This is a genomic window from Noviherbaspirillum sp. UKPF54, from assembly GCF_007874125.1.
GTDB lineage: Bacteria > Pseudomonadota > Gammaproteobacteria > Burkholderiales > Burkholderiaceae_D > Noviherbaspirillum.
In genome coordinates this window covers 68,852-94,838 of record NZ_CP040128.1, presented here as the reverse complement: position 1 = coordinate 94,838, position 25,987 = coordinate 68,852, and the positions used below count along the sequence as shown (strand labels likewise).

At 56.3% G+C, this 25,987-nt stretch carries 24 protein-coding genes and 1 tRNA gene; 9 read left to right on the top strand and 16 right to left on the bottom strand.

Annotation, left to right across the window (positions count from 1 at the left end; genetic code table 11):
* Nucleotides 1-6: 6 nt before the first annotated feature.
* Nucleotides 7-2,793, bottom strand: coding sequence for a UvrD-helicase domain-containing protein (locus FAY22_RS00455; RefSeq protein WP_146328407.1), 2,787 nt, complete (start codon nucleotides 2,791-2,793; stop codon nucleotides 7-9).
* A 165-nt stretch (nucleotides 2,794-2,958) separates the two neighbouring features.
* Here FAY22_RS00455 and FAY22_RS00450 point away from each other — a divergent pair, with 165 nt between their 5' ends.
* The 3 genes from FAY22_RS00450 (at nucleotide 2,959) to FAY22_RS00440 (ending at nucleotide 5,600) form a co-directional block, all read left to right on the top strand.
* Entirely contained in the window at nucleotides 2,959-3,339 is a 381-nt protein-coding gene (locus FAY22_RS00450; RefSeq protein WP_146328406.1) for an HIT family protein, read from the top strand.
* A 2-nt stretch (nucleotides 3,340-3,341) separates the two neighbouring features.
* A complete protein-coding gene (locus FAY22_RS00445; protein ID WP_146328405.1) occupies nucleotides 3,342-4,412 on the top strand; it encodes an HNH endonuclease in 1,071 nt (356 codons plus the stop codon).
* Between the two features lie 588 nt (nucleotides 4,413-5,000).
* Complete coding sequence (locus tag FAY22_RS00440) at nucleotides 5,001-5,600, top strand: ImmA/IrrE family metallo-endopeptidase (protein WP_146328404.1); 600 nt, start codon at nucleotides 5,001-5,003, stop codon at nucleotides 5,598-5,600.
* 82 nt (nucleotides 5,601-5,682) lie between these two features.
* On the opposite strand, the gene FAY22_RS00435 is transcribed toward FAY22_RS00440, so the two are convergent.
* From FAY22_RS00435 to FAY22_RS00415, 5 genes are all read right to left on the bottom strand, one after another.
* Nucleotides 5,683-6,405: a hypothetical protein gene (locus tag FAY22_RS00435; protein WP_146328403.1), complete on the bottom strand. Its 723-nt coding sequence runs from the start codon at nucleotides 6,403-6,405 to the stop codon at nucleotides 5,683-5,685.
* 80 nt (nucleotides 6,406-6,485) lie between these two features.
* Nucleotides 6,486-7,067: a hypothetical protein gene (locus FAY22_RS00430; RefSeq protein ID WP_146328402.1), complete on the bottom strand. Its 582-nt coding sequence runs from the start codon at nucleotides 7,065-7,067 to the stop codon at nucleotides 6,486-6,488.
* Nucleotides 7,068-7,153: 86 nt separating this feature from the next.
* A complete protein-coding gene (locus FAY22_RS00425) occupies nucleotides 7,154-8,431 on the bottom strand; it encodes a Y-family DNA polymerase (RefSeq protein ID WP_146328401.1) in 1,278 nt (425 codons plus the stop codon).
* Between the two features lie 7 nt (nucleotides 8,432-8,438).
* Nucleotides 8,439-8,873 (bottom strand): LexA family transcriptional regulator, encoded by a 435-nt coding sequence (locus tag FAY22_RS00420; protein WP_146328400.1) that lies wholly within the window; start codon nucleotides 8,871-8,873, stop codon nucleotides 8,439-8,441.
* 414 nt (nucleotides 8,874-9,287) lie between these two features.
* Entirely contained in the window at nucleotides 9,288-10,364 is a 1,077-nt protein-coding gene (locus FAY22_RS00415) for a GGDEF domain-containing protein (RefSeq protein WP_146328399.1), read from the bottom strand.
* Nucleotides 10,365-10,697: 333 nt separating this feature from the next.
* On the opposite strand from FAY22_RS00415, the gene FAY22_RS00410 reads away from it, so the two are divergent.
* The 5 genes from FAY22_RS00410 (at nucleotide 10,698) to FAY22_RS22105 (ending at nucleotide 14,348) form a co-directional block, all read left to right on the top strand.
* Nucleotides 10,698-11,783 (top strand): hypothetical protein, encoded by a 1,086-nt coding sequence (locus FAY22_RS00410; RefSeq protein WP_146328398.1) that lies wholly within the window; start codon nucleotides 10,698-10,700, stop codon nucleotides 11,781-11,783.
* Between the two features lie 643 nt (nucleotides 11,784-12,426).
* A complete protein-coding gene (locus FAY22_RS00405) occupies nucleotides 12,427-12,780 on the top strand; it encodes a hypothetical protein (protein WP_146328397.1) in 354 nt (117 codons plus the stop codon).
* A 76-nt stretch (nucleotides 12,781-12,856) separates the two neighbouring features.
* Nucleotides 12,857-13,249, top strand: a complete 393-nt coding sequence (locus FAY22_RS00400; protein WP_146328396.1) for a hypothetical protein — start codon at nucleotides 12,857-12,859, stop codon at nucleotides 13,247-13,249.
* Nucleotides 13,250-13,307: 58 nt separating this feature from the next.
* Nucleotides 13,308-13,754 (top strand): hypothetical protein, encoded by a 447-nt coding sequence (locus FAY22_RS00395; RefSeq protein ID WP_146328395.1) that lies wholly within the window; start codon nucleotides 13,308-13,310, stop codon nucleotides 13,752-13,754.
* A gap of 78 nt (nucleotides 13,755-13,832) precedes the next feature.
* Complete coding sequence (locus FAY22_RS22105; protein WP_210411865.1) at nucleotides 13,833-14,348, top strand: hypothetical protein; 516 nt, start codon at nucleotides 13,833-13,835, stop codon at nucleotides 14,346-14,348.
* 192 nt (nucleotides 14,349-14,540) lie between these two features.
* Here the strand turns inward: FAY22_RS22105 and FAY22_RS00385 are convergent.
* A tRNA-Ile gene (locus FAY22_RS00385) sits at nucleotides 14,541-14,619 on the bottom strand.
* Between the two features lie 63 nt (nucleotides 14,620-14,682).
* A complete protein-coding gene (rpoD, locus tag FAY22_RS00380) occupies nucleotides 14,683-16,902 on the bottom strand; it encodes an RNA polymerase sigma factor RpoD (RefSeq protein ID WP_210411864.1) in 2,220 nt (739 codons plus the stop codon).
* Between rpoD and FAY22_RS22100 the strand changes: the two genes are divergently transcribed.
* Nucleotides 16,865-17,230 carry a hypothetical protein gene (locus FAY22_RS22100; RefSeq protein WP_210411863.1) on the top strand — a complete coding sequence of 122 codons (366 nt, stop codon included), beginning with the start codon at nucleotides 16,865-16,867 and terminating at the stop codon, nucleotides 17,228-17,230. The two genes, rpoD and FAY22_RS22100, sit on opposite strands and share 38 nt — an antisense overlap.
* Before the next feature lie 163 nt (nucleotides 17,231-17,393).
* Here FAY22_RS22100 and dnaG read toward each other — a convergent pair whose 3' ends face one another.
* The 8 genes from dnaG to ybiB form a co-directional block, all read right to left on the bottom strand.
* A complete protein-coding gene (gene dnaG, locus FAY22_RS00375; protein WP_146328393.1) occupies nucleotides 17,394-19,193 on the bottom strand; it encodes a DNA primase in 1,800 nt (599 codons plus the stop codon).
* 109 nt (nucleotides 19,194-19,302) lie between these two features.
* Nucleotides 19,303-19,752, bottom strand: a complete 450-nt coding sequence (locus FAY22_RS00370; RefSeq protein WP_146328392.1) for a GatB/YqeY domain-containing protein — start codon at nucleotides 19,750-19,752, stop codon at nucleotides 19,303-19,305.
* A gap of 128 nt (nucleotides 19,753-19,880) precedes the next feature.
* On the bottom strand, nucleotides 19,881-20,093 hold the full coding sequence (rpsU, locus tag FAY22_RS00365; protein WP_005665410.1) for a 30S ribosomal protein S21: 213 nt from the start codon (nucleotides 20,091-20,093) through the stop codon (nucleotides 19,881-19,883).
* A 100-nt stretch (nucleotides 20,094-20,193) separates the two neighbouring features.
* Complete coding sequence (locus FAY22_RS00360; RefSeq protein ID WP_146328391.1) at nucleotides 20,194-21,393, bottom strand: NAD(P)/FAD-dependent oxidoreductase; 1,200 nt, start codon at nucleotides 21,391-21,393, stop codon at nucleotides 20,194-20,196.
* 72 nt (nucleotides 21,394-21,465) lie between these two features.
* The gene (locus FAY22_RS00355; protein ID WP_146328390.1) at nucleotides 21,466-22,620 is read right to left on the bottom strand and encodes a YbdK family carboxylate-amine ligase; all 1,155 of its coding nucleotides are present in this window, start codon (nucleotides 22,618-22,620) and stop codon (nucleotides 21,466-21,468) included.
* A gap of 18 nt (nucleotides 22,621-22,638) precedes the next feature.
* Nucleotides 22,639-23,856 carry a cation:proton antiporter gene (locus FAY22_RS00350; protein WP_146328389.1) on the bottom strand — a complete coding sequence of 406 codons (1,218 nt, stop codon included), beginning with the start codon at nucleotides 23,854-23,856 and terminating at the stop codon, nucleotides 22,639-22,641.
* Nucleotides 23,857-24,223: 367 nt separating this feature from the next.
* Nucleotides 24,224-25,003 carry a uroporphyrinogen-III C-methyltransferase gene (cobA, locus tag FAY22_RS00345; protein WP_146328388.1) on the bottom strand — a complete coding sequence of 260 codons (780 nt, stop codon included), beginning with the start codon at nucleotides 25,001-25,003 and terminating at the stop codon, nucleotides 24,224-24,226.
* On the bottom strand, nucleotides 24,987-25,979 hold the full coding sequence (gene ybiB / locus FAY22_RS00340; protein ID WP_146328387.1) for a DNA-binding protein YbiB: 993 nt from the start codon (nucleotides 25,977-25,979) through the stop codon (nucleotides 24,987-24,989). Before ybiB ends, cobA begins: the two co-directional genes overlap by 17 nt.
* Nucleotides 25,980-25,987: the final 8 nt, after the last annotated feature.

Genomic DNA, 25,987 nt, shown 5'->3' with positions numbered 1-25,987 from the left:
TCCCCGCTATCGTGACTTGGCAGAGCCTCTTTGAGAAGCTCTGCCACCCCCGCGATGTACAGAGTTGTGCTGTTCTGAAGGTTGAATTTTTTCCTTGTGGCGGCACTTCGGGAATCGATTACAACTCAGGAATGGCCCATAGGGTCCCGTCTTTTGCACCATGAACCCTTCCTCGCAGGATGGGCAAACCTGCGATGCGCCAACCTCTCCATCCAGGTCCAGAACCTGGAGCTGATAGTCTTTTACCAATTCAGCAATAAAGGGAGATTCTTTGTGTGCCAATGTAATCAACGTTACAGTGCTCCTAGCGCGGGTCAGGGCAACGTAGAACAATCGACGTTCTTCAGCATCTTCAAACGAGTCCCCTCCTGGCATCGCTAGCTGAAGCACTGGGTCATCCTCGATATGGCTCGGGAACCCCAAAGTCTCTGAAGTCATCCTCGGGACAATGACATGGTCAGCTTCCAGCCCTTTGGATGAATGAGCCGTGACGAACTCAAGCTGCACTCTGCCATCTGTAGGTCTAATCGGGAGATGCTCTCTTTCTTTTCGGTAGCGGCCAAGAACATAGACACGAAGTGGCTTGCTAAGTGTTGCGTATCCATCGGCTAGCTCCTGAATACGGTTGGCAATGGCAGCTTTAATCTTTGCCTCTTCATTAACCCGAATAATCCTGATTGGTTGTTCAATATCAGGCTTTGACGACCTAACCTTCTTTCGCAGTTGCTGCGGGTTTTTCTGAACGAAAGAGCTGCTGATGTCGCAAAGCGACTGCGGGCACCTGAAGGTCGTTTCCAGCTTGAGGGTAACCGCCTTACCGAATTTTTCATCAAAGTCGGTCATTACCCCCAAGTCGGCCCCGGCAAACCGGTTGATGCTTTGCCAATCATCACCCACGGCAAAAAGACATCGCCCGGGGGATTTCAACAAGCTGGCAACCAGGCGGGCACGCGCTTGGCTAACGTCTTGGAATTCATCAACCATCACCAGCTCGTAGGGACTTTGCCACTGACCAAACTCTACACAATCCGCAGCGAGGCCGAGCATGTCCTCAAAGTCGATGCATCGCTCAGCTTTCAGGCGTGCTTCCCAGGCTGTCCATACTTTCTCGAACAGCTCCAGGAACATCTGATGTCGAAAACGGAAGTGGCCAGCCAAACCGACATCAAGTCGGTGCTTCAAAGTCGCAACCGACAGCCGATTGCTCTTGGCGTGGGTTAGGAAGGCCCGGAATGTGCGCGCCAGCCTTGGATTATCAATTGGCTTTCTCCCTTTCCCCTCACGGTCCGGATTCGGGTCGAGGGTAATACCTAGCTTTGTCAGTTCCTGTGTCAAATAGCGGAATGCCTTACCGCTCCACAGTTCTGCCATTGTCGTTTCGAGGAGCTTTGTGCCATTGGTCGCATGCACCTGGCGCTTCCAGACCATGCCTTCCTTGTAGCCCGTAAACTCGGGAGGTGGCTCCCCCTCCTCATCTACTGCCCAGTGCTCCAAATAGACGTCTACATCCGGGAGGTAAAAATCGGGCCGATATTGCCGATGTTGTGCGTCGGCGGTATCAATCCGGTAGGAGGATTCGTATTCGTATTTGACGCCGTTGTAGAACATCCAGTTTGCAATGAGCTGCTCACCACGGCTCTTCACGACGTCACCATTCAACGTCCAGAAGCCAGCTTCCTTGCGGTCCCTATCCCATGAATCAGGGGAATCCTGCTCCTTACCGAATTTAGGCAAGTCCTGCCCGAATACGACCCTGAACAAGTCCCAGTTAGTCCTGAAGGCATCATCACGGTCTTTGAGTTCATCGACCAATTCAAGAAGCATTTCCAAGTCCTGCCCGCTTTCCAACCAAGGAGCGACACTTGGCCGCTTTCCGGTTGCAGCGCCGATAATATCCAGACCAAAGGCGTGGAATGTCTTCGCAGCCACCTTGTCAGCAGGCAGCCCGAGCGGCTCAAGGCGAGTCTTGATACGTTCGCGAAGCTCGGCAGCTGCGTCTTTGTTGAAGGCAAGGAGCAGAATTCGGTCTGCTTCAAAGTACCCCTTCTTTAACGCGTAACCAGCCTTAGCCACCATAGTGGAAGTCTTTCCCGAACCTGCAGATGCGACCAGCAGCACCCGGTTGTCAAAGCAAATGACTGCCTTGGCCTGCTCTTCAGTTAGGGGCGATTTCTCTACCTGGTCAAAGAAAGACTTGAACTCCAGTAGCTCTTTGGCCAGATGTCGCGCATTGATATCATCCGCAACTTCAGTGAAATTACTCTTCCAGAGAGAGACAGCATCCTTTAATGGCTGAGGCTGTCGTTCTAGATGCTTCACTACCTCTGGCTCAGATAGCAATTCTGCTAGGCCTCTAGGTTTAAGCTCTGACTGGGTCTGTTTGAACTCATGCGTTACCCAACCCTTGGTCACCAGTTGCGTCTTACAAGCTTCACGAGCATTACTGGCCCAAGCAGAAACTGGCTGCATAGCAGCATCAAAGTTCTGGATGAGTTCAGCAACTCTAACTCGCCGAATTGCTTGAGCAATTGCCTGTGCCATCTCCTTGGCTGTGGCATTTGGAATGCCATCCAAGGTAGCCATACGTGCATTAGATATGGGGACTGAGATACCTGACCAGAATGTTCCTGGCGTAACCTGTAGGCGTCCCAAATCCAGCACCGCCCCTTGATATTTCTGGCTGCCGAACGCGAGCTGAAATCGTTGGGCTGAAATTGACAGCTCCCATTCTGGAGACCGAGTAAGCACCCTCCCTAATGTCGAAGGTCGCCAAGAATTCTGTATTGATGTCATCTGTGGGTCGAAAAATTCGGAATTACCTAATTATCATGCATTCTCTTGTTTTACCCGCGGAACAACGACTGACGTTCTATGGGCATTCAGGGATAATCGCTTTGAATGTCATCCGGACAAGCTGGCATAATCGATATGTGCAACACAATCTAATACCTTTTGCGTATGACCTGCCCCTTCTGCTCCCTTCCCTCCGTACGCATCGTTGAGCAAAATAAGTATGCTCGCTGGATTTACGATGGTTTCCCGGTGTCTCCCGGACACAGCCTTATTATTCCGAATCGACACATTGGGTCATTTTTCGAAGCAACTCAGGAAGAGCGGATGGCAATACTGTCTCTACTGGATAGGGCAAAAGCAGTAGTAGCGCACGAGTTTCAACCAGATGGCTTCAACATTGGCATCAATGATGGGCCGGCTGCGGGTCAAACTGTTCCCCATCTTCACCTTCATTTGATACCGCGATACAAAGGGGATGTTGAGGATGCACGCGGCGGCGTACGGTGGGTCATACCAGACAAAGCCGACTACTGGTCTGCTCGATAGACGTGGCTGCCAATCCACCAACCCCAGAAGCGCAACTTCAGTTTCTTAGCAAACTGCAACGCGTCTTTGCTGAAGGCGACTTCGCCGCCACATACAAATTCGCACTGCTTATCGCACTCGCGGACTTGGCGGTTGAATTGGGGGCTGACGATGGAGAGGAACTGATTCTGACGACGCGTCAAATCGGCCTACGGTTCATTTCCCTCTACTGGAAGCACTCACTACCTTACGGTAACGGACGACCAGACAGTGCGGCTGGCATCCTGAGTCAGAACAACGGTACGCAAGCTGCCGTGGTGTCGGCCATCACCGGCTTTCGCGAACAGACGAACGTCCCAACGTTCCTGGCTGCTACGTTACATCCCGGCTTCAACAGCCTTTTAAGCTCTGTGGCGGCAACAGTATCGGCACAGCCTCTGAGCTATCTTCAGAACTTCGGAGGTGGCACGGACGAGTTCATCTACGAGAGAGCTGGCGCAGGCAAGGTACGGCTTAAACCAGGCATGGGATACTGCCTGCGTCGCTTCTACTCGTTGGTCCAGCAACTTGCTCGAGCGCATTGGGTCGGACACATCAAAGGTAACCGCAGAAATGTGGCGATTCTTGGCGAAGCTGACGACCTTGAGGAATTTCTGTTCGCCACCTCGAGGCAGTCGCTTGAATTGATGGGCGCCGGCTTGCGCAAACTCGATGGAGCACGATGCTTTTACTGCGGGCATAGCCTCAACGCGGCAGATGTGGACCACTACATTCCATTTGCTCAGTATCCAAGAGACCTCGCACATAACTTCGTGCTCGCACACCCAGGATGCAACCGTAGCAAATCAGATACTCTCGCCGCATTACCTCATCTGGAGCGATGGCTGGAGCGCTTGCAGGCTAAATCTGATGCGTTGGCCGAGATTGGAACTGCTGCGGGCTTTCTCACTGACTCGCGAGTTGCAAGGCAAGTTGGAGCTTGGGCGTACTCAAATGCAGTTGCATCTGGTGGCCAGGCATGGCTAGCCACAAATGACTACCACCCTATTGACCAACGCTACGCCGACTACTTCCATAGCGTTGTAGGGTTGTAGCCACAGGTAGGTATGTAGTTATTTCAGCCGTCGCCAGTTTCCTTGTTATCTCGAATAACGAGTGCCTCTGAATGACCGATGACACTGATTACAAATTGTTGCAAGTCAACTCGCTTCGCCCACGATATTTACGCATTCTTTCGGCATGAGCAAAGCAACACAGAAGCTTCAGATGAGGTGAGATATTACAATCTACTTGCCAAAACACTTAATCGATACCTTGGATTAACTAGGCGGCAATCGAGCTTCAATCAACGATTAAACAGGTACGCCTGATGACGCAATTAACTGAGTCACCGATGGAACAAATCAAATTAATAGAAACGGACGCCACTCGGTCTCTACTCGACCAATTGCTTGAAGAGTCTCGGCTATACAAATCGGGGAAGGATTACAAAGAACTTTTGGATTTCGTCGTTCGGCTGCGCAACTTTGCCCCATTTAACGCCATGCTCCTTCAAGTTCAGAAACCTGGCGTTCTTTATGCCGCTTCCGAACGAGACTGGCGGGAGCGCTTCAACCGATTTATTAAGGACGATGCCAGACCCTTATTGATTCTTTGGCCGTTCGGACCAGTGGCACTTGTTTATGACGTGGCTGACACAGATGGAGCCCCCCCTTCCCGAAGACGTTTCTCCTTTTGCTGCTTATGGGACTGTAGATGAGGCCACATTATCAGCGTATAAAAATAGACTGGAAAAGAAGAACATCATTTGGCACACCATAGATGCAGGTGATGGCAAAGCCGGTTCAATTGCATTGATATCTCGTTCCGAAAAACCTGGCGAACCTTCGCAGTACAAAATGGCGGTTAATCGAAATCACAACCCTAATGTTCGATTTGCGACTCTTGCGCATGAACTTGGCCACCTGTTCCTGGGACATCTTGGCAAAGACAAATACCTGAATATACCGGAACGGCCAAAGCTGTCGCATGCACAGGTTGAACTAGAGGCAGAATCCGTTTCGTACATCATTTGCTCGCGTAATGGCATCAAGAGCAAGGCTGAGTCCTATCTCAGTACATACGTCAGTAGCGACACTTCCATAGAAAATTTAGACCTGTATCAGATTATGCGGGCCGCTGGCCAAGTAGAAAATATTCTTGGACTCAGTGCCCCTACGAAGTATGACCGGCCAAGTAAGGCACCAACAAGCGACGTGAACATGCAAGACACCCTCTTCTAGGCACAATACTGTTCAGCAAATCAGAACTGAAGGGAAGTACACGACTATTTGGCCCAAGTCCTCGCGGTCACTACACAATTGACTACGCTGCCACCTGTTCCCTTACACTGGTCGCCATTTCCTGCATTAGCACAAGTGCTTGTTCGCGGTATTGCCGCCCTTTTTCCCATTGCGGATGACTGGTTCTGTATGCCTGAATACCATCGGCCTTGAACGACCACAATGCCTTGGGCACAAGTCTTTGGCTACCGGTAACATCAAAAAACTCCTTTATATAGCTGTCGTAGCCCGTGCCAGTCACAAACAGCATCACATCAGGCCGGAAAACCTCTACCTGAATGCGAAGCAAGGTTCGGGATAGTTCCTTGATTTCTTCAAAGCTGTCTAAACATCTGGTCGGGGTGCTGGACCGGTAGCTTAGGCAAAAAAGATTCGCCCATGCCACTGCATCTGCTGCAGGAGGTTTTTTGTCACTGAGAGCTTGGCATGCAGCACGATAAAATTGAAAAAATTTCGACGCCGACGGTGGCTTGCGTAGAACGCGTACATGCTGCTTCATGACGCATTCAATGTAGTTCTCTGTATTCGTTAAATCTTTTACTTCTTTCGGCTTTGCCCATCCTCTCGTTTCCTTGCCAACTATCATGACCTTGAGTCGGCTGGTGAGATAACTTTCCGTTATCCCTGGGAGAAATAGCCCAGACAAGCGAGGCGATTTATCTGCTAGGGCGGCGAGCCTTTTAAGGTTTACGGCTTCTGCATATTTTTCAGCCAATAGCCTATTGGCGTCCTTTTCCGAAACCATTTCGCTCTCCCCTTCGGCAGTTACAACATGTACCCGGGCGAATAACCGCTCATCCATCTTGGCAGGCCCCCCTGGAATTGCTATCTACCAGCCACCAACAGCCGATATTTCTCCACCCTACGCACGACTTCATCACCAATAATTTGGTTCGCGTTTTTCAGTGATTCGTCCATGCCCGATTCTGGCGCGTGGCTTTCAGCTTCGGCAAGGTCATAAACAAAACTTGAAATGCCTGTTGCGTTCAGCGTTCGAAGCCCTTCCAACGCCGCTTGCCGCCGAGCTCCTTCCACAGTAAACGGCAACGTGACTGCGGCCAATACTTCCAATCCCTTGTCTTGGGCAATCTGCACGATAACTGGCACTGCGCCTGTTCCAGTTCCGCCACCCAGCCCCGTCAAAAGAATGAGCAACGACGAACCGTCCATGATTGCCGCCAGTTCTGTTCGCGACTCAACTGCGGCTCGCCGTCCTCGCTCCGGAACCTGCGCACCCGCGCCGCGGCAGGCGTGAAGACCTATCAATAGCTGCTCTGGGAGGGAAACGCGCTTAAGTGCGTTGCTGTCCGTGTTGACCGCTATAGCTCGCCCGCCGATTGTGGAGTGAATATGCGCGGCAATCGCGCAACCGGCACCTCCAACACCAACGATAAGGATTTGATTCATGCATTTACTCCAATAATTTTTCGCTCATTTTCACCATACTAATAGGCCTGTCTTTGCAACGCGAAGACGGAAGCATTCTTTTTTATTCAACGACACTCAGCAATTTGCTCCCAATCCGTCGTGTAGTGTGGGCTCCTGTTGTCCGCTCTCATTTCCCATGCCCGGTGCGAGCCATCACTTGAAATCTTCAATGCACCTCGTCCAAAGCGAGCATTGATTTTATCCAGCGCGTCCATCAGGGCTTCTCTCGGCTTCGTTTCTTGGACCGCGAACAAGTCCTCTTGCACAATATGCTCTGGCCTGATGTCAGCGAGGATGACGCCGGCCTTCTTGTAGTCGTAGCCAGCCCGATAGATGCGCTTCAATCCATCGCATGCCCAGCGATTGAGCTGCAACGAATCGGCAGTCGGGACCGGCAATGGAATGGAAATGCATGGGGAATATTGCGACTTTTCCGGCCTGAACCGGTCGGTGAGAATAAACACCTGCAGCAGTCCCGCAACGGATTTCTGCGTTCGCAGTTTTCCGGCAGCATTGGATATGAAGTGGGCAACAGCATCCTGTAGGTCGTGCAACTCGGTCACGCATTGACCAAACGAGCGACTGGAAACAATTTGTTTTTTGGGGGGTTCGACTTCTTCTAGCTCGATGCAGGCGTCACCACGCAGCTCCCGAATGGTCTTCTCCATTACAACACCATAGCGCGCTCTCAGTGAAGGAGCATCTGCGTCCCGTAACTGCAAGACGGAATCAATTCCAATGGTGCTCAATCCTGTCGACAGCTTCCTGCCGATACCCCACACATCGCCCGCTTCCAGGTGGGCTAGAACGTTGTCTTGCTGCGACTGACTGAGTAAGTTGTAATCGAATACCCCTTTTGATTTTGGATGCTTTTTCGAGACGTGGTTAGCGAGCTTGGCCAACGTCTTGGATGGGCCGATGCCTACACAGACGGTAAGTCCAGTCCACTGCAAAATGGTTTTTCGAACGTCGTATGCCCGCTCGCGAATATCCGTGAACCCCGTCAGGTCGAGAAAGCATTCATCTATCGAATAGACTTCCTGGACCGGCGAAAACTGGGACAGGATAGACATGACGCGATTGCTCATGTCGGCATATAACGCGTAATTGGACGAGAAGGCGACGATGCCGTGCTCCCTGGCCAGGTTTCTTAACTTGAACCAGGGTTCGCCCATCTTGACACCCAGCGCCTTAGATTCGTTGGACCGCGCGACGACGCAGCCGTCGTTATTCGAAAGGACGACCACTGGCTTCCCATCGAGGTCCGGCCTGAACACTCTCTCGCAACTGCAATAGAAGTTGTTGCAGTCGACTAATGCCAGGCTGCGGATTGACGAGTCCATGGCGCTGCTAGCCGTTGAGCAGCTTGCGAAGGTTATAGGTGACTACGCCCCACACGCGCAGCTCTTGCCCATCCTTCAAATCAATCGGCGGATACGCCGGATTTTCCGCCAAGAGGCGGATGGTCTTCCCGCGCCGATACAGCCGCTTGACGGTAAATTCCTCATCCACGATGGCCAGCACAATGTGCCGGTGCTTCGGTTCGATGGAGCGGTCAACAACAATCGTATCGCCGTCAAAGATGCCGACGTTAATCATCGAGTCGCCCCGGACGCGAAAAAGGAACGATGCTTCCGGGTTAAGGAGCAAGTGGGCATTCAGGTCGATTCTTTTTTGGCTGTGGTCTGCCGCCGGACTGGGAAAGCCTGTTCGCACAGTAGCCCCGAACTGGGTCAAAACCAGCGGATTGACATCCAGCGGCACGGGGTCTTGTTGTGACGACATGGCAGATAATTCTTTATGACATTAAACTGTATATACATACAGTATCTGCGATGCGTTTCTAAAATTCAAGCTCCTGCTTGGCGTTTTGAATCGAGCAGGAACAGGCTTCGTGAGCAGCCTGCAATACTCGCTGCAAAAACACGCTCTTCCACGTCGCTACCAGATGCAAGTCAAAATGAGTTCCGTTACTCAGCTAACTGCTCTGCAAATTCTCTTCCAGCGTGCTAGCCACGCAATCGGTTCAGCTGGGCTAACTTACTCGACCTGCTCCCGAATCTCGCCCCGGCATTACGGCATTACGGTATTACGGTATTACGGTATTACGGTACCTGTGTCAGCCGTATTACGCGCGTCAACAACGTCCAATGTTCACGACGACAACCAGAGAATTCACTGCGTCCGGGAATTGCTTATTTACCCGCAATGACACATACGAAACTGGTTCTTTCCCTCCGCTTTCGCTTTGTACATTAAGCGGTCTGCTGCTTCGATAATTGCCTCATTTGTATGCAGTTCCGGATTGGGCAACATGCATATTCCAACGCTTGCTCCAAGCCGTAAATCGTCGCGTGGAGTGACTACCCGTTCGATTGCGCTGAGCACCCCTGCTGCGAGCCGTTCAGCATTGTCTTCACTGACAACGTGCCGAAGCGCTATGCCAAATTCATCCCCGCCCAGCCTAGCAACCTTATCCGAATGCCGCACGCAGCGAACTAATGAAGCGGCGACGGCCTTCAATACCGTGTCGCCGGCAGCATGTCCGCAGGCATCGTTGATAGCCTTAAATCCATCCAAGTCCAATACCAGTACTGCGGTCTTTTCGCCAGGTTTAGTATCCGCCGCCCGCAATTCTTCAAGTACATCCCCGAATCCGGCACGGTTCAATAATCCCGTCAACGGGTCGTGTTTGGTGGCGACCTCAAGGTGTGCGACACGCGATTCGAATGCGGATTTCTCCTCTTCGAGTCGCTTGACGAGGACAACAACATAGAGTGGCAACAGGACGTTGACGAGCACGATGCCGGCCGCAACGCCCGGAATGCTTCGCCAGTCGGACGAGAAGAAGAATGCGGCGCCCATAGCCGGGCCGCCGACCGCCGACGAGAGCCACGCATATCTTGTCCCGAACCGCATGCCGCTACCGATGGACCCGAGAGCGGGAACCCAGGCAACCAAACCGGCCAGAAACCCAGCGAGATACATCCCGATGGCAGGCAACGCCTGGTCCAATATGGCGGCCAGCGTCCGCCGCAGCTGAATATTCAGAATGGAAAACTGTACAACGAACACCCAGAGCACGGCATAAAGGATGTATCCCAATGCGCCTATGGCTACATTGGCAGGCACGGCATGCCAATCGCGATACCACGCCAGAATAAGGTACAGGCAGAACGGTGTGACATTCATCACCCGGAGCTTCGCCTGGCCGAACTCGGAGCCGATAGGAGACTTGCGCGACAACAGACGGGTCAACCAACGAAATTTCTTCATGCCGAATCACGCCTTGAGGCCAAGCTTTATGAATGGCCGGAGTACCGATATGCGCGCACGGTTTGCGCGTGCAAGTCACAAATAGTTGCACTGTAGAAATTATTTTAGCACGTGGTTTGGTGACGGTTCCCTAGGGCAGCTGAGATTTTCGGCAAATCCGCAAAGCATGTAACCTCGAGCCGATAAAATTATCGTCCAGGCGCCTTCATTGCGGCTGTCGTCTGCGTACGCACGCTTGAACAACTGCCCAAGAATTTTTTTCACGCTGCTTCCAAAAAGGCTAAAACCTGATTTTTACACTTGTCCTTACCAATTTTTTGTGAGGACATCATCATGGTTCATGCAACCACTCAGGGCAATTCCAACTTTGCAGGCACTACGGCGGCCGGGAAATCTCCGTCGGCGCACGACAAAGAAGTCAAACTCATCAAGACGGCTGCGACCGACACTGGCCACACCAAGAAGGCTATCATGGCCGCACTCCGCGCAATCGGCCTTGCGGGCAATCCTGCTAACGTCGAACGTGTGCAAGAACTGCGTGCCGATTTTGAGATGGTGCGCGCGCAGCGCTTCTGCGACAGAGCCAGTGCCCGGCTTTCTCAACCCGTTCCGTCGCTCCCCACACCCTCTGGCCGCGCGCCGGTTCTTCTTCCAAAAGGAACACCGTCCAAGCGGCTTACCGCACTCCGGATACGCGCCATATCGGCGCATGCCAAGGGAGCGTTCCGTCATGGCGCACCTGGCGGCACCCGCTTTACCGTGGGGTTCGCGTCCTGCACAAGCAAGGTCAATTACTCGGTCGAGCTTGGCCGCAATTACGATGTCTATCGTGGCGCATATAAAGGATGGGGAGCCAATGTCGATAACCACCAGATATGTGTGCCGGCCGACTGGCGGCTGAGAGTCGAGCGCAAGGGCTTGGCTAACCTTGGCGGATTGCTCACGCTAGATGTCCTGCCGATGGAAAGCCCTGCTGGCATTGCACTGTATGACGCAGTATGGGCAAGCCAGGGCCGTGGCTATGACGTAAGGACAGAACGCGGATTCATTGCAAAGAGCGGGGACGAGCACTTTCATGGCGACACCCCGGAAAACGCCATTGCAGGACTACTGCGCAAGTGTCGAATCCTTAAAAAACACATGGCCACGGTTGCTGACCTGTCGTCATCGGTCGACTCGTTTATCGCCAAATTTTCAGCCAGCGACGTCAAGGTCAGCCTTGATGACGCGCGGCAGACAGGCAGCTGCGAATATGGTATCCGCTCCTGGTGTCAGTCTGTCGGAATTGATATCGCTCGCGTAAAAGTACCGGTCACAGAAATTTTGGAGGGGTTCCGCAAGTTACCGCTCAGTGAAGTGCGTCGTGCGGTATTGTTTGCGGCTCGGCGCCATCGGGTTCGCCTGGTCAATGGGTCTTGATAACGAAAAGATGGTTCATCCCCCCGGTCTCTAGGAGGGATGAAGCGAAAAACCTAGAATCGATAGACCAAGACGCGCAGATGCGCGACTACGCCCCCACCGGACCACACGGAGCATTGGGTCTACCAGTCTCTCCTCGACCGCCGACTCGCCAAGTTTGCCAGATTCATATCTTATGGCGGAGACGACTGGCAGGACTACGCTGTTCTTGAGGCGGAGTTCAGCCGATTGGAATCAAAATTGATGCGATTACAGTGATAGCGCGCTAGCGCCCTGGCGCGCTATCATGCTGTTGAAAAAAATAGTTGCCCAACAGAATTTATTTCTATATATTTCGTTTCACTACTTCTTTTGAAGTGCAAACCAGCTGCTCCGGCTCAGGAAGTCGGAAACAAGCAGTCGATGCCCCGGGCTCACAACGAAGCGCGGAACGAGTAACTATTCTCGTAAGGTTTGCACTTTAAAAATTCAGACAGAGGTAGTCAGCGGAACGCTAAGCCGCACCACCTCAAGCGCCTAATCAGGCGCTCAATAAATCCCCAGAACACCCCCAAGCAACACCAGCCCTGACGCTAGGCACTTTGCTCTGCGCGGCTGGTTTCATTCGTTTCACAAAAAATACATTTCAAGCTTAGGAGAAAATATGAAGCTGAACAAAAACATGACATTCGACGAAGCCGTTGAACAACTCCGCAATCTCCCCGACCCGGCCACGAAATTGGACGCCTGCCCCAAAGCCTCTCAAGACAAACTCGCGGGGTACGCACAGAACGCGGTGGATTTGTTCAAGAGTGGCGAGTTCTACCGCGCGATGCTGGAACTGGACCGCGTCCACGCGTTGACACGCTTACTGGCTCAATCGCTTGAAAAGCACGACACACCGGAACAAGCCGTGGCTGCGATTGATGAAGACCTCGGAGATATCGAGGGCAATCTGTTGACGCTATTCGACATCAGCAATCACTACGACGAGCATCCCGCGTTCAAATTGGCGTAACTCGTAAAAAACACTAATCAAGAGGCCCCGAGGGGCCTTTTTTATTACCCAATACAAAATTTATAGGATAAAAATCATGGCACTCATCACTGCATACAAACATAAAGCCCAAACACTCGACAACATCAAATGCGAGGCAGGCGGATTCAACAAACGCACGAAAAAATTCACGCCCTTCACGGAAATTCCGATGGGGATGTACGAGGTGTTGGACGCTATTACTGCCGCCGTGGAGGCCGGTATCGTTGATACAGACACGTGGGTATCTCAGCTGTTTGCTGGCGTAGACGTCTTTGAGGACTTTCTGGCGGGACTGGCTTGCTACGACGAGTGCTACCGCGTCATGGACCGCTGGTGGCAAGCCCTGGCGCGGCTAGCTGGCACAGAGCACATCGAAGAGGGATTCACCCACACCTCGGAGATGGCCGATTTACTGCGCGAAACGGCAGACGAAACAAACCAAATTTGATTACAAGGCCCCGAGGGGCCTTTTTTATTACCCAACACAAAAACTAAAGGACAGGAAAATGACAAAGAGCGCCGAAACACGCCGCATCAATAAGAATATCCACGCCTGGCAGTCACTCATGCTCACCCTTGAGTGGACGACACAAACACTGACAACCGCACTGACAAAGAGTGGTGTTGCTGTTATCCCCTGGTTCGCCGACGATTTTGGCGCGCTACGAATTGAGGTACTACTGCCGACGGACCATCCGCGACATGCAGAGGCATACCAACTTTACATGAGGCTCGAACTGAAACTCCGGGCACAAACATGGACCGCGCATCTGGCCGAGCGCACTGCAGATGGTTGCTGGACACCGTTAGCTAATCCAATCGAAGTGCCGGTGGCAGTGAGCTTGGAAGCGCAGATGTCGGAAATCATGCGGACGTACGCAGCATTACACGATGTGCTGCTGCCAGTGATTGGCGCCGAACGACTCCTGGAAATGCAAGAAGAGTTGCTTTAATCAGTTTCCAAAATGCAAGGAAGTTACTCGTTTAACTGGTAACATTTCCTTGCATCAATAATATTTGAGGACAAAGAAATGGCAGCAGCAAAGAAAGCAGCAGCAGCAAAGAAGCCGGTAGTGAAGAAGACGGCAGCAGTGAAAAAGGCAGCACCGGCTAAGAAAGTGGTAGTGAAGAAAACTGCGGCACCAGCAAAAAAGGCCGCAGCGGCTAAAAAGCCGGCAGAGAAGAAGGCAGTAGCACCGGCTAAGAAGATGGCAACCCGGAAAGCGACGAAGGCTGAGATGGCGGATTTTGATACTGCGGTGTCATATATGAAGATTGCAATCAACGCGACAGTGGGAAAAAAACTGGATGAGGCCTGTCATGCACTGCAAATAGCTGCCGCAGCAGCTGACATGGCCAGACAAATAGCCACGTATCGACGGAATCCGGAGCAATACAAACCTGCAGCAATGGACTTGGCCCTGGCCAAGGGCGAGGCAATGCTGGAGAAAATCGGGAGTGATACGGACACGCAAATTCGGATTATCAAGGCATATTCCGCCAAGCCTTTTACTCTGCGACGCTACCGCCTCCAAGCGATTAAATAACTCCAGAGATAAGAAAAAAGGGACGATAGCGTAAGCCGTCGTCCCTTTTTTGTCTTAGTAGCAGAGCAGTTTTACCCCGGGCATTTTTATATGCTGAAGAGATTGGGGTAAAAACGGTGTAAAACTCAAAATTTACCCCAATCAAAAACTGCTAATCTCAAGTCATAACTCTTTGATTCCACTACTAAATTTTGGTGGGCCTCCCGTGAGTCGAACACGGCACCAACGGATTATGAGTCCGCTGCTCTAACCAAGCATGAGCTAGAGGCCCGATGGACGCTGCCAAAAACTTGGGCGGTGTTACCCGCCCAAGAAGTTTGGCAATGTTAAACGATTAACTGCCTTCGAGGAAGCTCTTCAGCTTGTCGGAGCGCGACGGGTGGCGCAGCTTGCGCAGCGCTTTAGCCTCTATTTGACGAATGCGCTCGCGCGTGACGTCGAACTGCTTGCCGACTTCTTCCAGCGTGTGGTCGGTCGACATTTCAATACCGAAGCGCATGCGCAGCACCTTCGCTTCGCGCGGCGTCAGCGAATCGAGCACGTCCTTGACCACGCCGCGCATCGACGCATGCAAGGCCGCATCGGCCGGGGCCAATGTGTTGTTGTCTTCGATGAAGTCGCCCAGATGCGAATCGTCGTCATCGCCGATCGGCGTTTCCATCGAAATCGGCTCTTTCGCGATCTTCATGATCTTGCGGATTTTATCTTCCGGCATTTCCATCTTGATCGCGAGCGTGGCCGGATCCGGCTCGGCGCCGGTTTCCTGCAGAATCTGGCGCGAGATACGGTTCATTTTGTTGATCGTTTCGATCATGTGCACCGGGATACGAATCGTGCGAGCCTGGTCCGCAATCGAGCGGGTGATCGCCTGGCGGATCCACCATGTCGCGTAGGTCGAGAACTTGTAGCCGCGACGGTATTCGAACTTGTCCACCGCCTTCATCAGGCCGATGTTACCTTCCTGGATCAGGTCGAGGAATTGCAGGCCGCGGTTGGTGTACTTCTTCGCAATCGAGATCACCAGACGCAGGTTCGCTTCGGTCATTTCGCGCTTGGCCTTGCGCGCCTTCATCTCGCCGGCAGCCATCTTCTTGTTGATGTTGCGCAGGTCCGGCAGCGGCAGCACGACGCGCGCTTGCAGGTCGATCAGCTTTTGCTGCAGCTCCTTGATGGCGGGGACGTTACGGCCGAGCACGGCACTGTATGACTCGCTGGCGGCGACTTCACCGTCGATCCAGTCGAGATTGGTTTCATTGCCCGGGAAAACCTTGATGAAGTGAGTGCGGGGCATGCCGCAACGATTCACGGCCACATCGAGGATTTGCTTTTCGATGTGACGCACTTCGTCGACCTGGCCACGCAGCGTGTCGCACAGCTTTTCGACGAACTTGGCGGTAAAGCGGATCGACAGCAGCTCGTTCGAGATCGTTTCCTGCGCCTTCACGTACGACTTGGAGTTGTAGCCTTCCTTCTCGTAGGCCTTGCGCATCTTATCGAACTGGGAAGCGATCAGCTCGAACTTGCCCAGCGAGTCGCGCTTCAGCTGTTCCAGCTGTTCTGCGGAGAAGCCGGCGGCACCGCCGCCGCTATTGTCCTCTTCTTCTTCGTCCTCTTCGTCCTCTTCTTCCTCGTCCTCTTCATCATCAGAAGCGGCGGCAACAGGAGCGGCCGCGGTATCTTCCGAGGCATTCGGGTCGACCAGTCCGTCGACGACTTCATCGACCTTGATCTCATCCTTTTCGATGCGCTCGGCGGCGGCGAGAATCTCGGCAATCGTGGTCGGGCAGGCGGAGATCGCCTGGATCATGTCCTTCAGACCCTCTTCGATCCGCTTGGCGATCTCGATTTCGCCTTCGCGCGTCAGCAGCTCGACCGAACCCATTTCACGCATGTACATGCGCACCGGGTCGGTAGTGCGGCCGAAGTCGGAATCGACCGTCGACAGCGCCGCTTCGGCAGCGGCTTCGGCGTCATCATCATCACCGGTGACATTGGCAACGTTATCGGACAACAGCAGCGTCTCGGCATCAGGGGCTTGCTCGTAGACGGCAATGCCCATGTCGTTGAAAGTACCGATGATGCCGTCGATCGCTTCCGGATCGACAATGTTTTCCGGCAGGTGATCGTTGATTTCGGAATACGTGAGGAAGCCGCGCTCCTTGCCCAGCTTGATCAGGGTCTTGAGCTTCTGGCGACGCTGCTCGAGCTCTTCCTCGGTCGCCTCGGTGTCGGACGAGAATGCATCTTTCAACAGCGCCTTTTCCTTGGCCTTGCGATCCTTGGCGCGCGCCTTGTCGGCGGCCTTCAGCTCGGCGCGCTCGACGGCGTTGAGCGCGGCGACTTCGTCATTCTCCGGCTGGAACTCCTTCGGCTTGCGTCCGCGGCGGCCGGGCACTTTCACGCCTGGCAGCACATAGCTGGAGGTGTCGATCGCAGCCAGAGCGGCGGCGTCCGTCGTCTGGCTGACTGCCATCACCTTGGATTCGGTCTTCGGCTCGGCCTTGGCCTTGGCGGCCTTGGGTGCTGTCTTCGATTCAGGTTTTTTGGTCGTCACGGGTGCTTTCAATTTCTCGGGAGCCGGCTTGGCTGCGGCTCGGGATGAAGTTTTCGCCTTGGTTGCGGGCGCGGCCGGCGCCTTCTTCGGTGCCGCGGCGGCGGTCTTCGTTACGGCTTTGCTCGGGGTCTTGGTCGTGCTGGCGGCAGCCTTCTTCACGGCAGGCTTAGCCATCGACTTGCTCGAGGCCGGTTTAGTTGCAGCCGGTTTTGCTTTTTTTGCGGTAACAGTCGTTTTCGCGGGTTTTTTCATTGCGTTTGCCATGGAATCAATACCATCTAATGCTCTCGTGCGCCGAGGGATTGCGCCTGGTGGAGCCGATTATTGACTTGCTTCGGCATTCGCCCGCGCGACAAATTGCTTACTTTTCGATCATCGATTCATGGCTGGAATGGAAGCCGGTTCGACAGTCGAAATTTCGTAAGGCCTTGAATCAAAAGCTTTTAATTATAACACAGGGAGCAACATTTCTCCAGCTAAAAGCATTACTGTTACGTTCGCGGCATACGTTCGACCTCAGCTTGCCGCCGGAGTTGCTCCTGCAGTTGCATCACTTCGCGATATCGTGTACGCGCCTCTTCCGTTGCCAATCCGGTTGTAACCAACTGGTCCAGTTCGGCTTTCAATAATTGCATTTTAGTCTTGCGCACCGCTCCGGCAAGTTCCAGCCGCGCCGCCTGCGGATCGGATTCCGCATCGTCGGAAGCAACTTCGGTGATCAGCGGATCGAAATCCGCGCTCACCGTGCGCAGCTGCTCGGCCAGCGCCGCGAAATTGGCCCGCTCGCCGAGCGCCTGGCAGGCGCCGATCAATTGCAGCAACATCTCCGCATTGTCCGGCGCGAGTCGTGCGGCCGCATCCAACGCGCCCTGGTCGAGATCGGCGGCCAGCTCGGGATGCGCCACCAGAATGCGCATCATCTGGCGCTCCAACCCTATCGGCGGCGTGCGCTTGGTGCGCGCCGGCGCAACCTTGGTGCGGGCCACCGGCTGCGCCAACTCGAACAGCGCCTCGATCTCGGCCGGCGTGGTCTGCGTTGCCTGCGCCAGGCTGCGCACGATCTGCAGTCGCAAGCCCGACGGCGGCATCGCCTGCAGCAAAGGCTTGGCCTCGAATTGCGCCTTGGCCCGGCCTTCCGGGGTGCGCAAGTCGTTGTCCCGCGTGACCTCATTGAGCAAGAACTGTGACAGCGGCATCGCGTCGCGCACCTGCTGCTCGAATGCCTCGGCGCCGAGTTCCCGGATATAGCTGTCCGGGTCGTGCTCGGCCGGCAGGAACAGGAATTTCAGCGTCTTGTTGTCAGTCGCGTGCGGCAGACAGGCGTCAAGCGCGCGGCGTGCCGCGCGGCGCCCGGCGGCATCGCCGTCGAAGCTGAAAATCACGTGATCGGTCTGGCGCAGCAACTTGTGCACATGGGTCGGCGTACAGGCCGTGCCGAGGGTCGCGACCGCCTGCGGAAAGCCGAGCTGGGCCAGCGCGACCACATCCATGTACCCCTCGGTGACGAGCGCATAGCCGGCTTCGCGAATGGCTTGCCGGGCCTCGAACAAGCCGTACAGCTCACTCCCCTTCTGGAATAAGGGTGTTTCCGGCGAGTTCAAGTACTTCGGCTCGCCGGCATCGAGCACGCGCCCGCCGAAGCCGATCACCTGCCCCTTAGTGTTGCGAATCGGGAACATGATGCGATCACGGAAACGGTCATAACGCTTGCGCCCACCGCCCCCCTCCTCGCTCTTGTCGATCACTAGGCCGGCCTCGACCAGCTCCGGCGCTTCATAGCGGGGAAATACGGCGCCTAAGCCGTCCCAGCCGTCCGGCGCATAGCCCAACGCAAACTTTGCCGCGATCTCGCCAGTCAAGCCGCGTTTTTTCAGGTAGGCGATCGCATTCTGCGCGCCGCGCAGCTCCTGCCGGTAGAAGTCGCTCGCCTTGGCCATCACATCCGACAGCGCCAGGCTCTTGGCCTGCACTTCGGCGCGCTGCGCCGGCAGCAGGCGATCCTGCTCGGGCACAACCATGCCGACGTTCTGCGCCAGGTCCTTGACGGCGTCGACAAAGCCGAGACCCGAATATTCGATCAAAAAACCGATCGCGGTACCGTGCGCGCCGCAGCCGAAGCAGTGATAGAACTGCTTGGTCGGACTGACGGTGAAACTGGGGGATTTTTCGTTATGAAACGGGCACAAGCCCATGAAGTTGGCGCCACCCTTTTTCAGTTGCACGTAGCGCCCGACCACATCGACGATGTCGACCCGGTTGAGCAAATCCTGAATGAAAGACTGTGGGATCACTGCGCGCCTGAAAAATCCGGAGTACTGACGAAAAAGCCATGAAGCGATCCAATCGATCGCATCATGGCCTGAAAATGGGGGCAGACGGCCGTTTTTAAACAGCCGACGATCACGCCTTGGACAGCGCGGCCTTGACCAGCCCGGATACGGCAGTCATGTCGGCGCGGCCAGCCAGCTTCGGCTTGAGCACCGCCATCACCTTACCCATGTCCTGCGGGCCGGCCGCGCCAGCGGCGGCAACGGCCGCAGCGACTTCGGACTGGATTTCGGCTTCCGACATGGCGGCCGGCATGTAGACCGACAGCACGGCCATCTCGGCCTTTTCGTTATCAGCCAAATCCTGGCGGCCGCCGGCCTCGAACTGGGAAATCGAATCCTTGCGCTGCTTGATCATCTTTTCGATGATCGCGAGGACGTGGGCGTCGGTCAACTCGATGCGCTCGTCGACTTCCTTTTGCTTCATGGCGGCGGTCAGCAAGCGGATCGTGCCGAGCTTGGCCATGTCCTTGGCGCGCATGGCAGCCTTCATGTCTTCATTGATTTTTTCTTTGAGACTCATGTTTTCTCCAATATCAGATCATTCGGACCAGCAAGCCGCACATCACCGGCCTGAAACGCCAAAACCCGCTGCGGGACAACTCCGGAGCGGGTTTGCGCGATACCGCACACAGCGTGCGGCAGCAAAAATCAGTACAGCTTCTTCGGCAATTGCTGGCTGCGGATGCGCTTGTAGTGGCGCTTCACGGCAGCGGCGAGCTTACGCTTGCGCTCTGCGGTCGGCTTCTCGTAAAACTCGCGCGCACGCAACTCGGTCAGCAGACCGGTTTTCTCGATGGTGCGCTTGAAGCGACGCATGGCAACTTCGAAAGGCTCGTTCTCTTTAAGGCGAATTGTGGTCATGTAAACTCAACCGAGGGTTTTTAGGGAAAGAGGGCGAGTATATCAGCATTGAATCGGCTTGAAAAGAGTGTTAACAGTTTTGTCGCCAATTTGCAATTGATTATTGGAAAGATAATCCCGCCGCCATGCCCGATGCCCATGCCCATTGGAAATTGTATCCACCAAGCCAGCCTGTGACGTCCATGGCTTCCCCGACAAAATGCAGTCCCGGCACCTTGGTCGCCATCATGCTCTGCTGCGACAGCTCGCGCGTATCGACGCCGCCGCAGGTCACTTCCGCCTTGCGATAACCTTCCGAGCCGCTGGGCACCACCACCCAGCGATTGAGCGACTCGCCGAGACGGCGCAACTGCTTGTCCGGCATGTCGGCGATGCGCGCCTCCGGCTTGAAGTCGTTTGCCAGCAGCCAGCCTTCCGCCAGGCGCGCCGGCAGCCACTGCGCCAGCAGGTTGCCGAGGTTTTTCTTGAGCGCGCCTTTGCCCTGGATAAGGGTTTCGGCGATATCCGTTTCCGGCACCAGGTTCAGGGTCAGGGCTGCGCCAGGCCGCCAGAAACTCGATATCTGCAGGACGGCCGGGCCCGACAGGCCACGATGTGTGAACAGCAAGTCTTCACGAAAATGCGCGCGCGATTTCTTTTCACCGGTTTCGATATCGACTTCCAGGGCGATGCCGGCCAGCGCGACGAACGGCTGCCACGCCGCCTCATCGAACGTCAGCGGCACCAGCCCGGGGCGCGTCTCGACCAGCTTGAGTCCGAACTGCCTGACGACGCGATAGGCGAAATCCGTGGCGCCGATCTTGGGAATGGACAAGCCTCCGGTGGCGACGACGACGTGGTCGGCGGTGATCGTTCCGGCACTGGTATCGAGCCGGAACCTCTCGCCTTCCTTGCCGACGGCGTCGATCTTGCACGGCATGCGCCAGGCGACATGGCCGCGCTCGCACTCGGCTTTGAGCATGTCGATGATCTGCTCGGCCGACTCGTCGCAGAACAGTTGTCCCTTGTGTTTCTCGTGGTACGCGATGCGGTAGCGCTTGACCAGCGTGAGGAAATCCTGCGGCGTGTAGCGCGACAGCGCGCTCTTGCAGAAATGCGGATTGTTCGAGAGGTAATTCTGCGGGCCGGCGTGCAGGTTGGTGAAATTGCAGCGCCCGCCGCCGGAGATGCGGATCTTCTCGGCCAGTCTCGACGCGTGGTCGATCAGCACGACTTTCTTCCCGCGCTGGCCGGCGACGGCGGCACACATCATGCCGGCCGCGCCTGCGCCGATTACTGCAACATCAAATTGGTTTGTCATGGCTTGTGCGAATTCGGATCAGCCGTGATTGTACGGGCTCATCCGAATTCGCGGTCCGGATTGCGCCAGTTCCTACTGCACGTAGGGAAGCGAGGTGTGCTTCATCCACAACTCGGACGCCATGCGCGTGACGTCGTTGAGCGAGCCGCGCTGCTTGTAGGTCTGGCGCAGCCAGGACGCGTCGTTCTGCCGGTCGTGCGCCATCTGGCGCAGTCGGATCAGCGCCTTGAGCTCGGCGTCGTTCTTCGCATAGCGGTTCAGGTCGTGCAGGCGCTCGATGATGCTGGTGTAGATCGTCTGCTTGACCGCCGGCGAATTCTTGTCCGGCCCCTGCAGCGCGATTTCGCCATCCAGCCCGTAGCGGCTGGCGGCGAAGCGGTTGTACTGGTACAGCAGGTAGTAATCCTCGTGGATCTCGATCGGCCGCTCGGTCAACAGCCAGCGCGCCAGCAGCTGCGCGTAGCAGCCCAGGAGCGCAGCCAGCTCCAGCGTGAGCGGCGTGTCGCACACGCGGATCTCGACCGTGCCGTATTCCGGTTTGGGACGGATGTCCCAGTAAAAATCCTTCATGCTGCCGATGATGCCGAGCTTGAGCAGTTCATCGTAATAATTCTCGAAGTCGCTCCACTTGGTCACCACCGGCACCGTGCCGGCCAGCGGGAACGCGCGCACGACGTTGCTGCGCGAAGAGTCGAACGCGGTGTCGACGCCCTGGTAGAACGGCGACGCGGCGGACAGCGCGATGAAGTGCGGCACGTAGCGCGAGAAGCCATGCGTCAGGTACAGCGCGTCGTCACCATTGGCCACGCCGATATGGATGTGCTGGCCGAACACGGTGAAGGTCTTGGCCAGGTAGCCGTATTTCTTGTGCAAGTGATGGAAGCGCTCGTTCGGCGTGATGCGCTGTTCGCTCCAGCTCTGGAACGGATGCGCGCCACCGCCGGCGATGTCGATGTTCAGGCGTTGCGCGCTCTTGATCAGCGCGCCGCGCAATTCCTTCAGCTCCTGCATCAGTTCGTCAACGCGGGTGTGAATGCCGGAATTTAGCTCGATCATGCCTTGCGTGATTTCCAGCTTGATCTTGTCCTGCAGCTCGCGCGGCTCAATCCAGTTGAGCAGATCGAGCGCGTCGGTGGCGAGGTTATAGTTGCGGCGATTGACCAGTTGCAGTTCCAGCTCGATGCCCATCGTGTAGGGCGTCGAGGACGTGAATGGCAGGCTACTCATCGTGATCTCCTTGATTTGCTATGCGTGGTGTTCGTGGCCGCCTTCGCCCGACTTGATCAGCGCGAACTGGGTGGCGATCGGGCCGAGCAGCTCCAGCACGATCAGGCTGCCGGCCAGCAGCGGCGCTACGGCGGCCGCGGTCTGCGGGTAGATCGTGGACAGCTGCATCAGGCTCAGCCCGGATTCGGCCATCGGCAGCGCACCGAGCGCGAGATAGCCGGCCTGCCGCCATTTCAGCTTGGCCGGACGGGCAAAGGCGAAGATGCCGCAGGTCATGGCCAACAGCCGCGCGCCGATCAGCACCGCAACGGCCAGCGCGCCGGTGGCGAACAGTTCGGGCAAGGTAATCGATGCGCCGATCGCCACGAACAGCACGACCATGAACAATTCGCTGGCCACGCCGAACTCGAGCTCCATCAAGTCGTACTGCAGGTCGAGGTTCTTCGACAGGATCGCGAACATCAGCATCGTCAGCAGCACCGGCAGATGCAAGGCATGAGCGGCGCCGATGATGAGCGTGATGATGGCGATCACCAGCACGAACTGCCGGCTGCGCTCGCGCCCCAACAGGCGCGCCAGCGGCATCATCAGGCGATAGGTGAAATAGGCCAGCAGGGCCGAACCGCACAGCGCGTACAAGGTACTCGACAGCAGGGTTTCGATCGGCGTGCCGGAGTCGGTGGCGACAATCGGCAGCACGATGTAGGCGGCCAGCAGCGCCAGCAGGTTGTTGAGCGCCGTCATGGCGGCCAGGCGGCGCGTGACGTGCCCTTCCGCGCCGAGGTCGCGCACCACCACCATGATGACCGCGGGCGCGGTGCCGATGGCGAACACGCCGGCCAGGGTGGCCAGGGGACGTGAGACGCCGATCAGTTCGAGCCCGCCCCACACGAACGTGAAGCACAGGACTGCGCTGGTGACGACGGTGACGAACAACCACTTCTCGCGCCGCAGCCAGCCGATGTCGACATAGCGCCCGAGCTGGTAGACCACCAGCGCCAGGGCGATATCGGAAAAGGTATTGGCCAGCTTCAGGATATCGCCGCTGAGCCAGTTGGCCCCGCCCGCGCCCAGCGCAAAACCGACCAGCAGATAACCGGTAATGCGGGGAATCCACGAATTTTTTGCAACGATATAACCGCCCATCAGACCCAGCAGCAGCAGGCTGCCGAACAGCAGCAGCGCGTTCCATTGCAGCGGCTGCGCCAGGTCAAGTGGCGGAAGAGACCAGCTCATAACTCCTCCAGCATGAAATACTTTTTATAGGGAAGAGAGTTGGATCAAGAGACTGTCTGCAAGCCGGATGCAACGCATCGACATCGTCCTGCGAACATCGCGCAGATACGCCTGCACGACATCATGCGCCCGATATGGAAGCGAGTTATGGCCTTTCAAACAAGCTTTGAGAACTCCCTGGGGCACCTTGTTGATGCCGCCATCAAGGCGGGCGGCACTGCTCTCTTTGTCAGCGGAAGCGATACAAAGTTCCGTTCAGCAATATTTGGAAGCGTCTTTTTTGCAGTGACCGAACGGGAAAATGACTTGACAACTGGCGAAAAAAAGGCCGCCCGGGAAGGCGGCCCAAATCGCTTGCGGAGATTATCTAAGGTCCAACGCGCCGGGATTCATGTCCGGGATGCCAGCCTGCGCCGGCCTGCCGGTCCGCGCACCGCACCACGTCGCCGATCACAATGATGCCGGGGCTGCCCAGGCCGGAGGCGGCCAGCGCCAGCGACAGTTCGCCCAAGGTGGTGACGAGCTGTGCCTGCGCCTGCAATGTAGCCGACTGTATCACCGCCACCGGCGTGTCGGCCGCCTTGCCGGCGGCCAGCAGCGCGGCCTGGATTTCGCCGCAGCGCGCCACGCCCATATAGATCACCAGCGTCATGTTCAGCCTTGCCAGCGCGGCCCAGTCGGGATTGGCGTCAGGCGTCTTGCCGTGGCCGGTGACGAACACCGCGCCCTGGCTCCAGTCGCGATGCGTGAGCGGCACGCCGATCGACGCCGGCGCGGCCAGTCCGCTGCTGATGCCGTTGACGACGTCGACTTCGATGCCCGCGCCCCGCAGGTGCGCGCGCTCTTCGCCGCCGCGCCCGAAGATGAACGGGTCGCCGCCCTTCAGGCGCACCACGCAGTGTCCGGCCCGCGCCTCGGCAATCATCAGGCGCTCGATGAATTGCTGCGGCGTGGACTGACAGCCGCCGCGCTTGCCGACGTGGACGATGCGCGCGTCCAAGCGTGCATGGTCGAGGATTTCCGGATTGACCAGATCGTCGACCAGGATCACGTCGGCCAGGGCAATCGTCCTGGCCGCCTTGATGGTGAGGAGTTCGGGATCGCCGGGGCCGGCGCCGACGAGGAAGACTTTACCCTGCGTTTTCATGGGACACACTGTTTGCCTGTAGACGCTTTGCTACATGCAAACAGTGTTCCACCTGCTCCGCGATCGGTTGCGGCACCGGTTGCTCGCCGCGCAGGGCGGCTTCGATCCAGCGGGCGGTGGTGGCGGCATCACTTTGGTGCGGCAACGGCGGCAGTTCGTCCACCGGCGCCTGTTTCTGCACCAGGGTCGTGCGCTGGTGATCGTGGAACCATTCGATCTGCTGCGCGCGCTTGGCGTTGGCCACGGTTTCCCCTTCGGTGCCGCGCATCAGGAAGGCGTCGCCGCGCGCCGGCGGCGCGGCATTGCTGAAATAGGCGGTGAGCATGTCCAGGTATTCGGGATGCGTGTACGAGGTCAGGCGCAGCGCCGCTGCGGAAAACGGCTGCAGGATCTTCACCAGCGTATGCGTGGTGTTGCGCACGCCGAGAACGCGCCGCAGCGCCAGCAGGCGGGCGATTTTCGGCGCCAGCGCCTCGATCGGCATGAAGACCGGCTCGCGTCTTGCGAAAGCTGTCTCTGCCTGCTGGGGCGACTGTGCGAACGACAAGCCGAGTTCGCGGAAGATTTCGGCGGTCGTCACCCGTCCCGGATCGACGGTTACGCCGTGCACCAGCACGGGTACGCCTTGCCGCGCCAGCAGCAGCGCCAGCAGCGGCGTCAGGTTCGGCATCTGGCGCGAGCCGTTGTAGCTCGGGATGACGACCGGCGCATAGGCGCCGGCGGGATTGTGCAGCTTGTCGAACGAGGCTTCCGCCGCATCGAGAAACCCGGCGATTTCGTCGACCGATTCGCCCTTGATGCGCAGCGCCATCACGAGCGCGCCCATCTCCAGATCGGAAACGCGGCCGTCGAGCATGGCGGCATACAGTTGAAAAGCGTCGTCGCGCGATATGCCGCGCGCGCCTTTGCTGCCGCGGCCGATTTCCTTGATGAAGGCGGCGGCGCGGAACGGTTCGGAAGTGTGCAAGGAAGTCATGGCGAAAG

Coding starts and splice junctions, on each gene's coding strand:
- FAY22_RS00455 (WP_146328407.1), bottom strand. CDS start 2,793: ATGACATCAATACAGAATTCTTGGCGACCTTCGACATTAGGGAGGGTG.
- FAY22_RS00450 (WP_146328406.1), top strand. CDS start 2,959: ATGACCTGCCCCTTCTGCTCCCTTCCCTCCGTACGCATCGTTGAGCAA.
- FAY22_RS00440 (WP_146328404.1), top strand. CDS start 5,001: ATGACGTGGCTGACACAGATGGAGCCCCCCCTTCCCGAAGACGTTTCT.
- FAY22_RS00435 (WP_146328403.1), bottom strand. CDS start 6,405: ATGGTTTCGGAAAAGGACGCCAATAGGCTATTGGCTGAAAAATATGCA.
- FAY22_RS00430 (WP_146328402.1), bottom strand. CDS start 7,067: ATGAATCAAATCCTTATCGTTGGTGTTGGAGGTGCCGGTTGCGCGATT.
- FAY22_RS00425 (WP_146328401.1), bottom strand. CDS start 8,431: ATGGACTCGTCAATCCGCAGCCTGGCATTAGTCGACTGCAACAACTTC.
- FAY22_RS00420 (WP_146328400.1), bottom strand. CDS start 8,873: ATGTCGTCACAACAAGACCCCGTGCCGCTGGATGTCAATCCGCTGGTT.
- FAY22_RS00415 (WP_146328399.1), bottom strand. CDS start 10,364: ATGAAGAAATTTCGTTGGTTGACCCGTCTGTTGTCGCGCAAGTCTCCT.
- FAY22_RS00410 (WP_146328398.1), top strand. CDS start 10,698: ATGGTTCATGCAACCACTCAGGGCAATTCCAACTTTGCAGGCACTACG.
- FAY22_RS00405 (WP_146328397.1), top strand. CDS start 12,427: ATGAAGCTGAACAAAAACATGACATTCGACGAAGCCGTTGAACAACTC.
- FAY22_RS00400 (WP_146328396.1), top strand. CDS start 12,857: ATGGCACTCATCACTGCATACAAACATAAAGCCCAAACACTCGACAAC.
- FAY22_RS00395 (WP_146328395.1), top strand. CDS start 13,308: ATGACAAAGAGCGCCGAAACACGCCGCATCAATAAGAATATCCACGCC.
- FAY22_RS22105 (WP_210411865.1), top strand. CDS start 13,833: ATGGCAGCAGCAAAGAAAGCAGCAGCAGCAAAGAAGCCGGTAGTGAAG.
- FAY22_RS00370 (WP_146328392.1), bottom strand. CDS start 19,752: ATGAGTCTCAAAGAAAAAATCAATGAAGACATGAAGGCTGCCATGCGC.
- rpsU (WP_005665410.1), bottom strand. CDS start 20,093: ATGACCACAATTCGCCTTAAAGAGAACGAGCCTTTCGAAGTTGCCATG.
- FAY22_RS00360 (WP_146328391.1), bottom strand. CDS start 21,393: ATGACAAACCAATTTGATGTTGCAGTAATCGGCGCAGGCGCGGCCGGC.
- FAY22_RS00355 (WP_146328390.1), bottom strand. CDS start 22,620: ATGAGTAGCCTGCCATTCACGTCCTCGACGCCCTACACGATGGGCATC.
- FAY22_RS00350 (WP_146328389.1), bottom strand. CDS start 23,856: ATGAGCTGGTCTCTTCCGCCACTTGACCTGGCGCAGCCGCTGCAATGG.
- cobA (WP_146328388.1), bottom strand. CDS start 25,003: ATGAAAACGCAGGGTAAAGTCTTCCTCGTCGGCGCCGGCCCCGGCGAT.
- ybiB (WP_146328387.1), bottom strand. CDS start 25,979: ATGACTTCCTTGCACACTTCCGAACCGTTCCGCGCCGCCGCCTTCATC.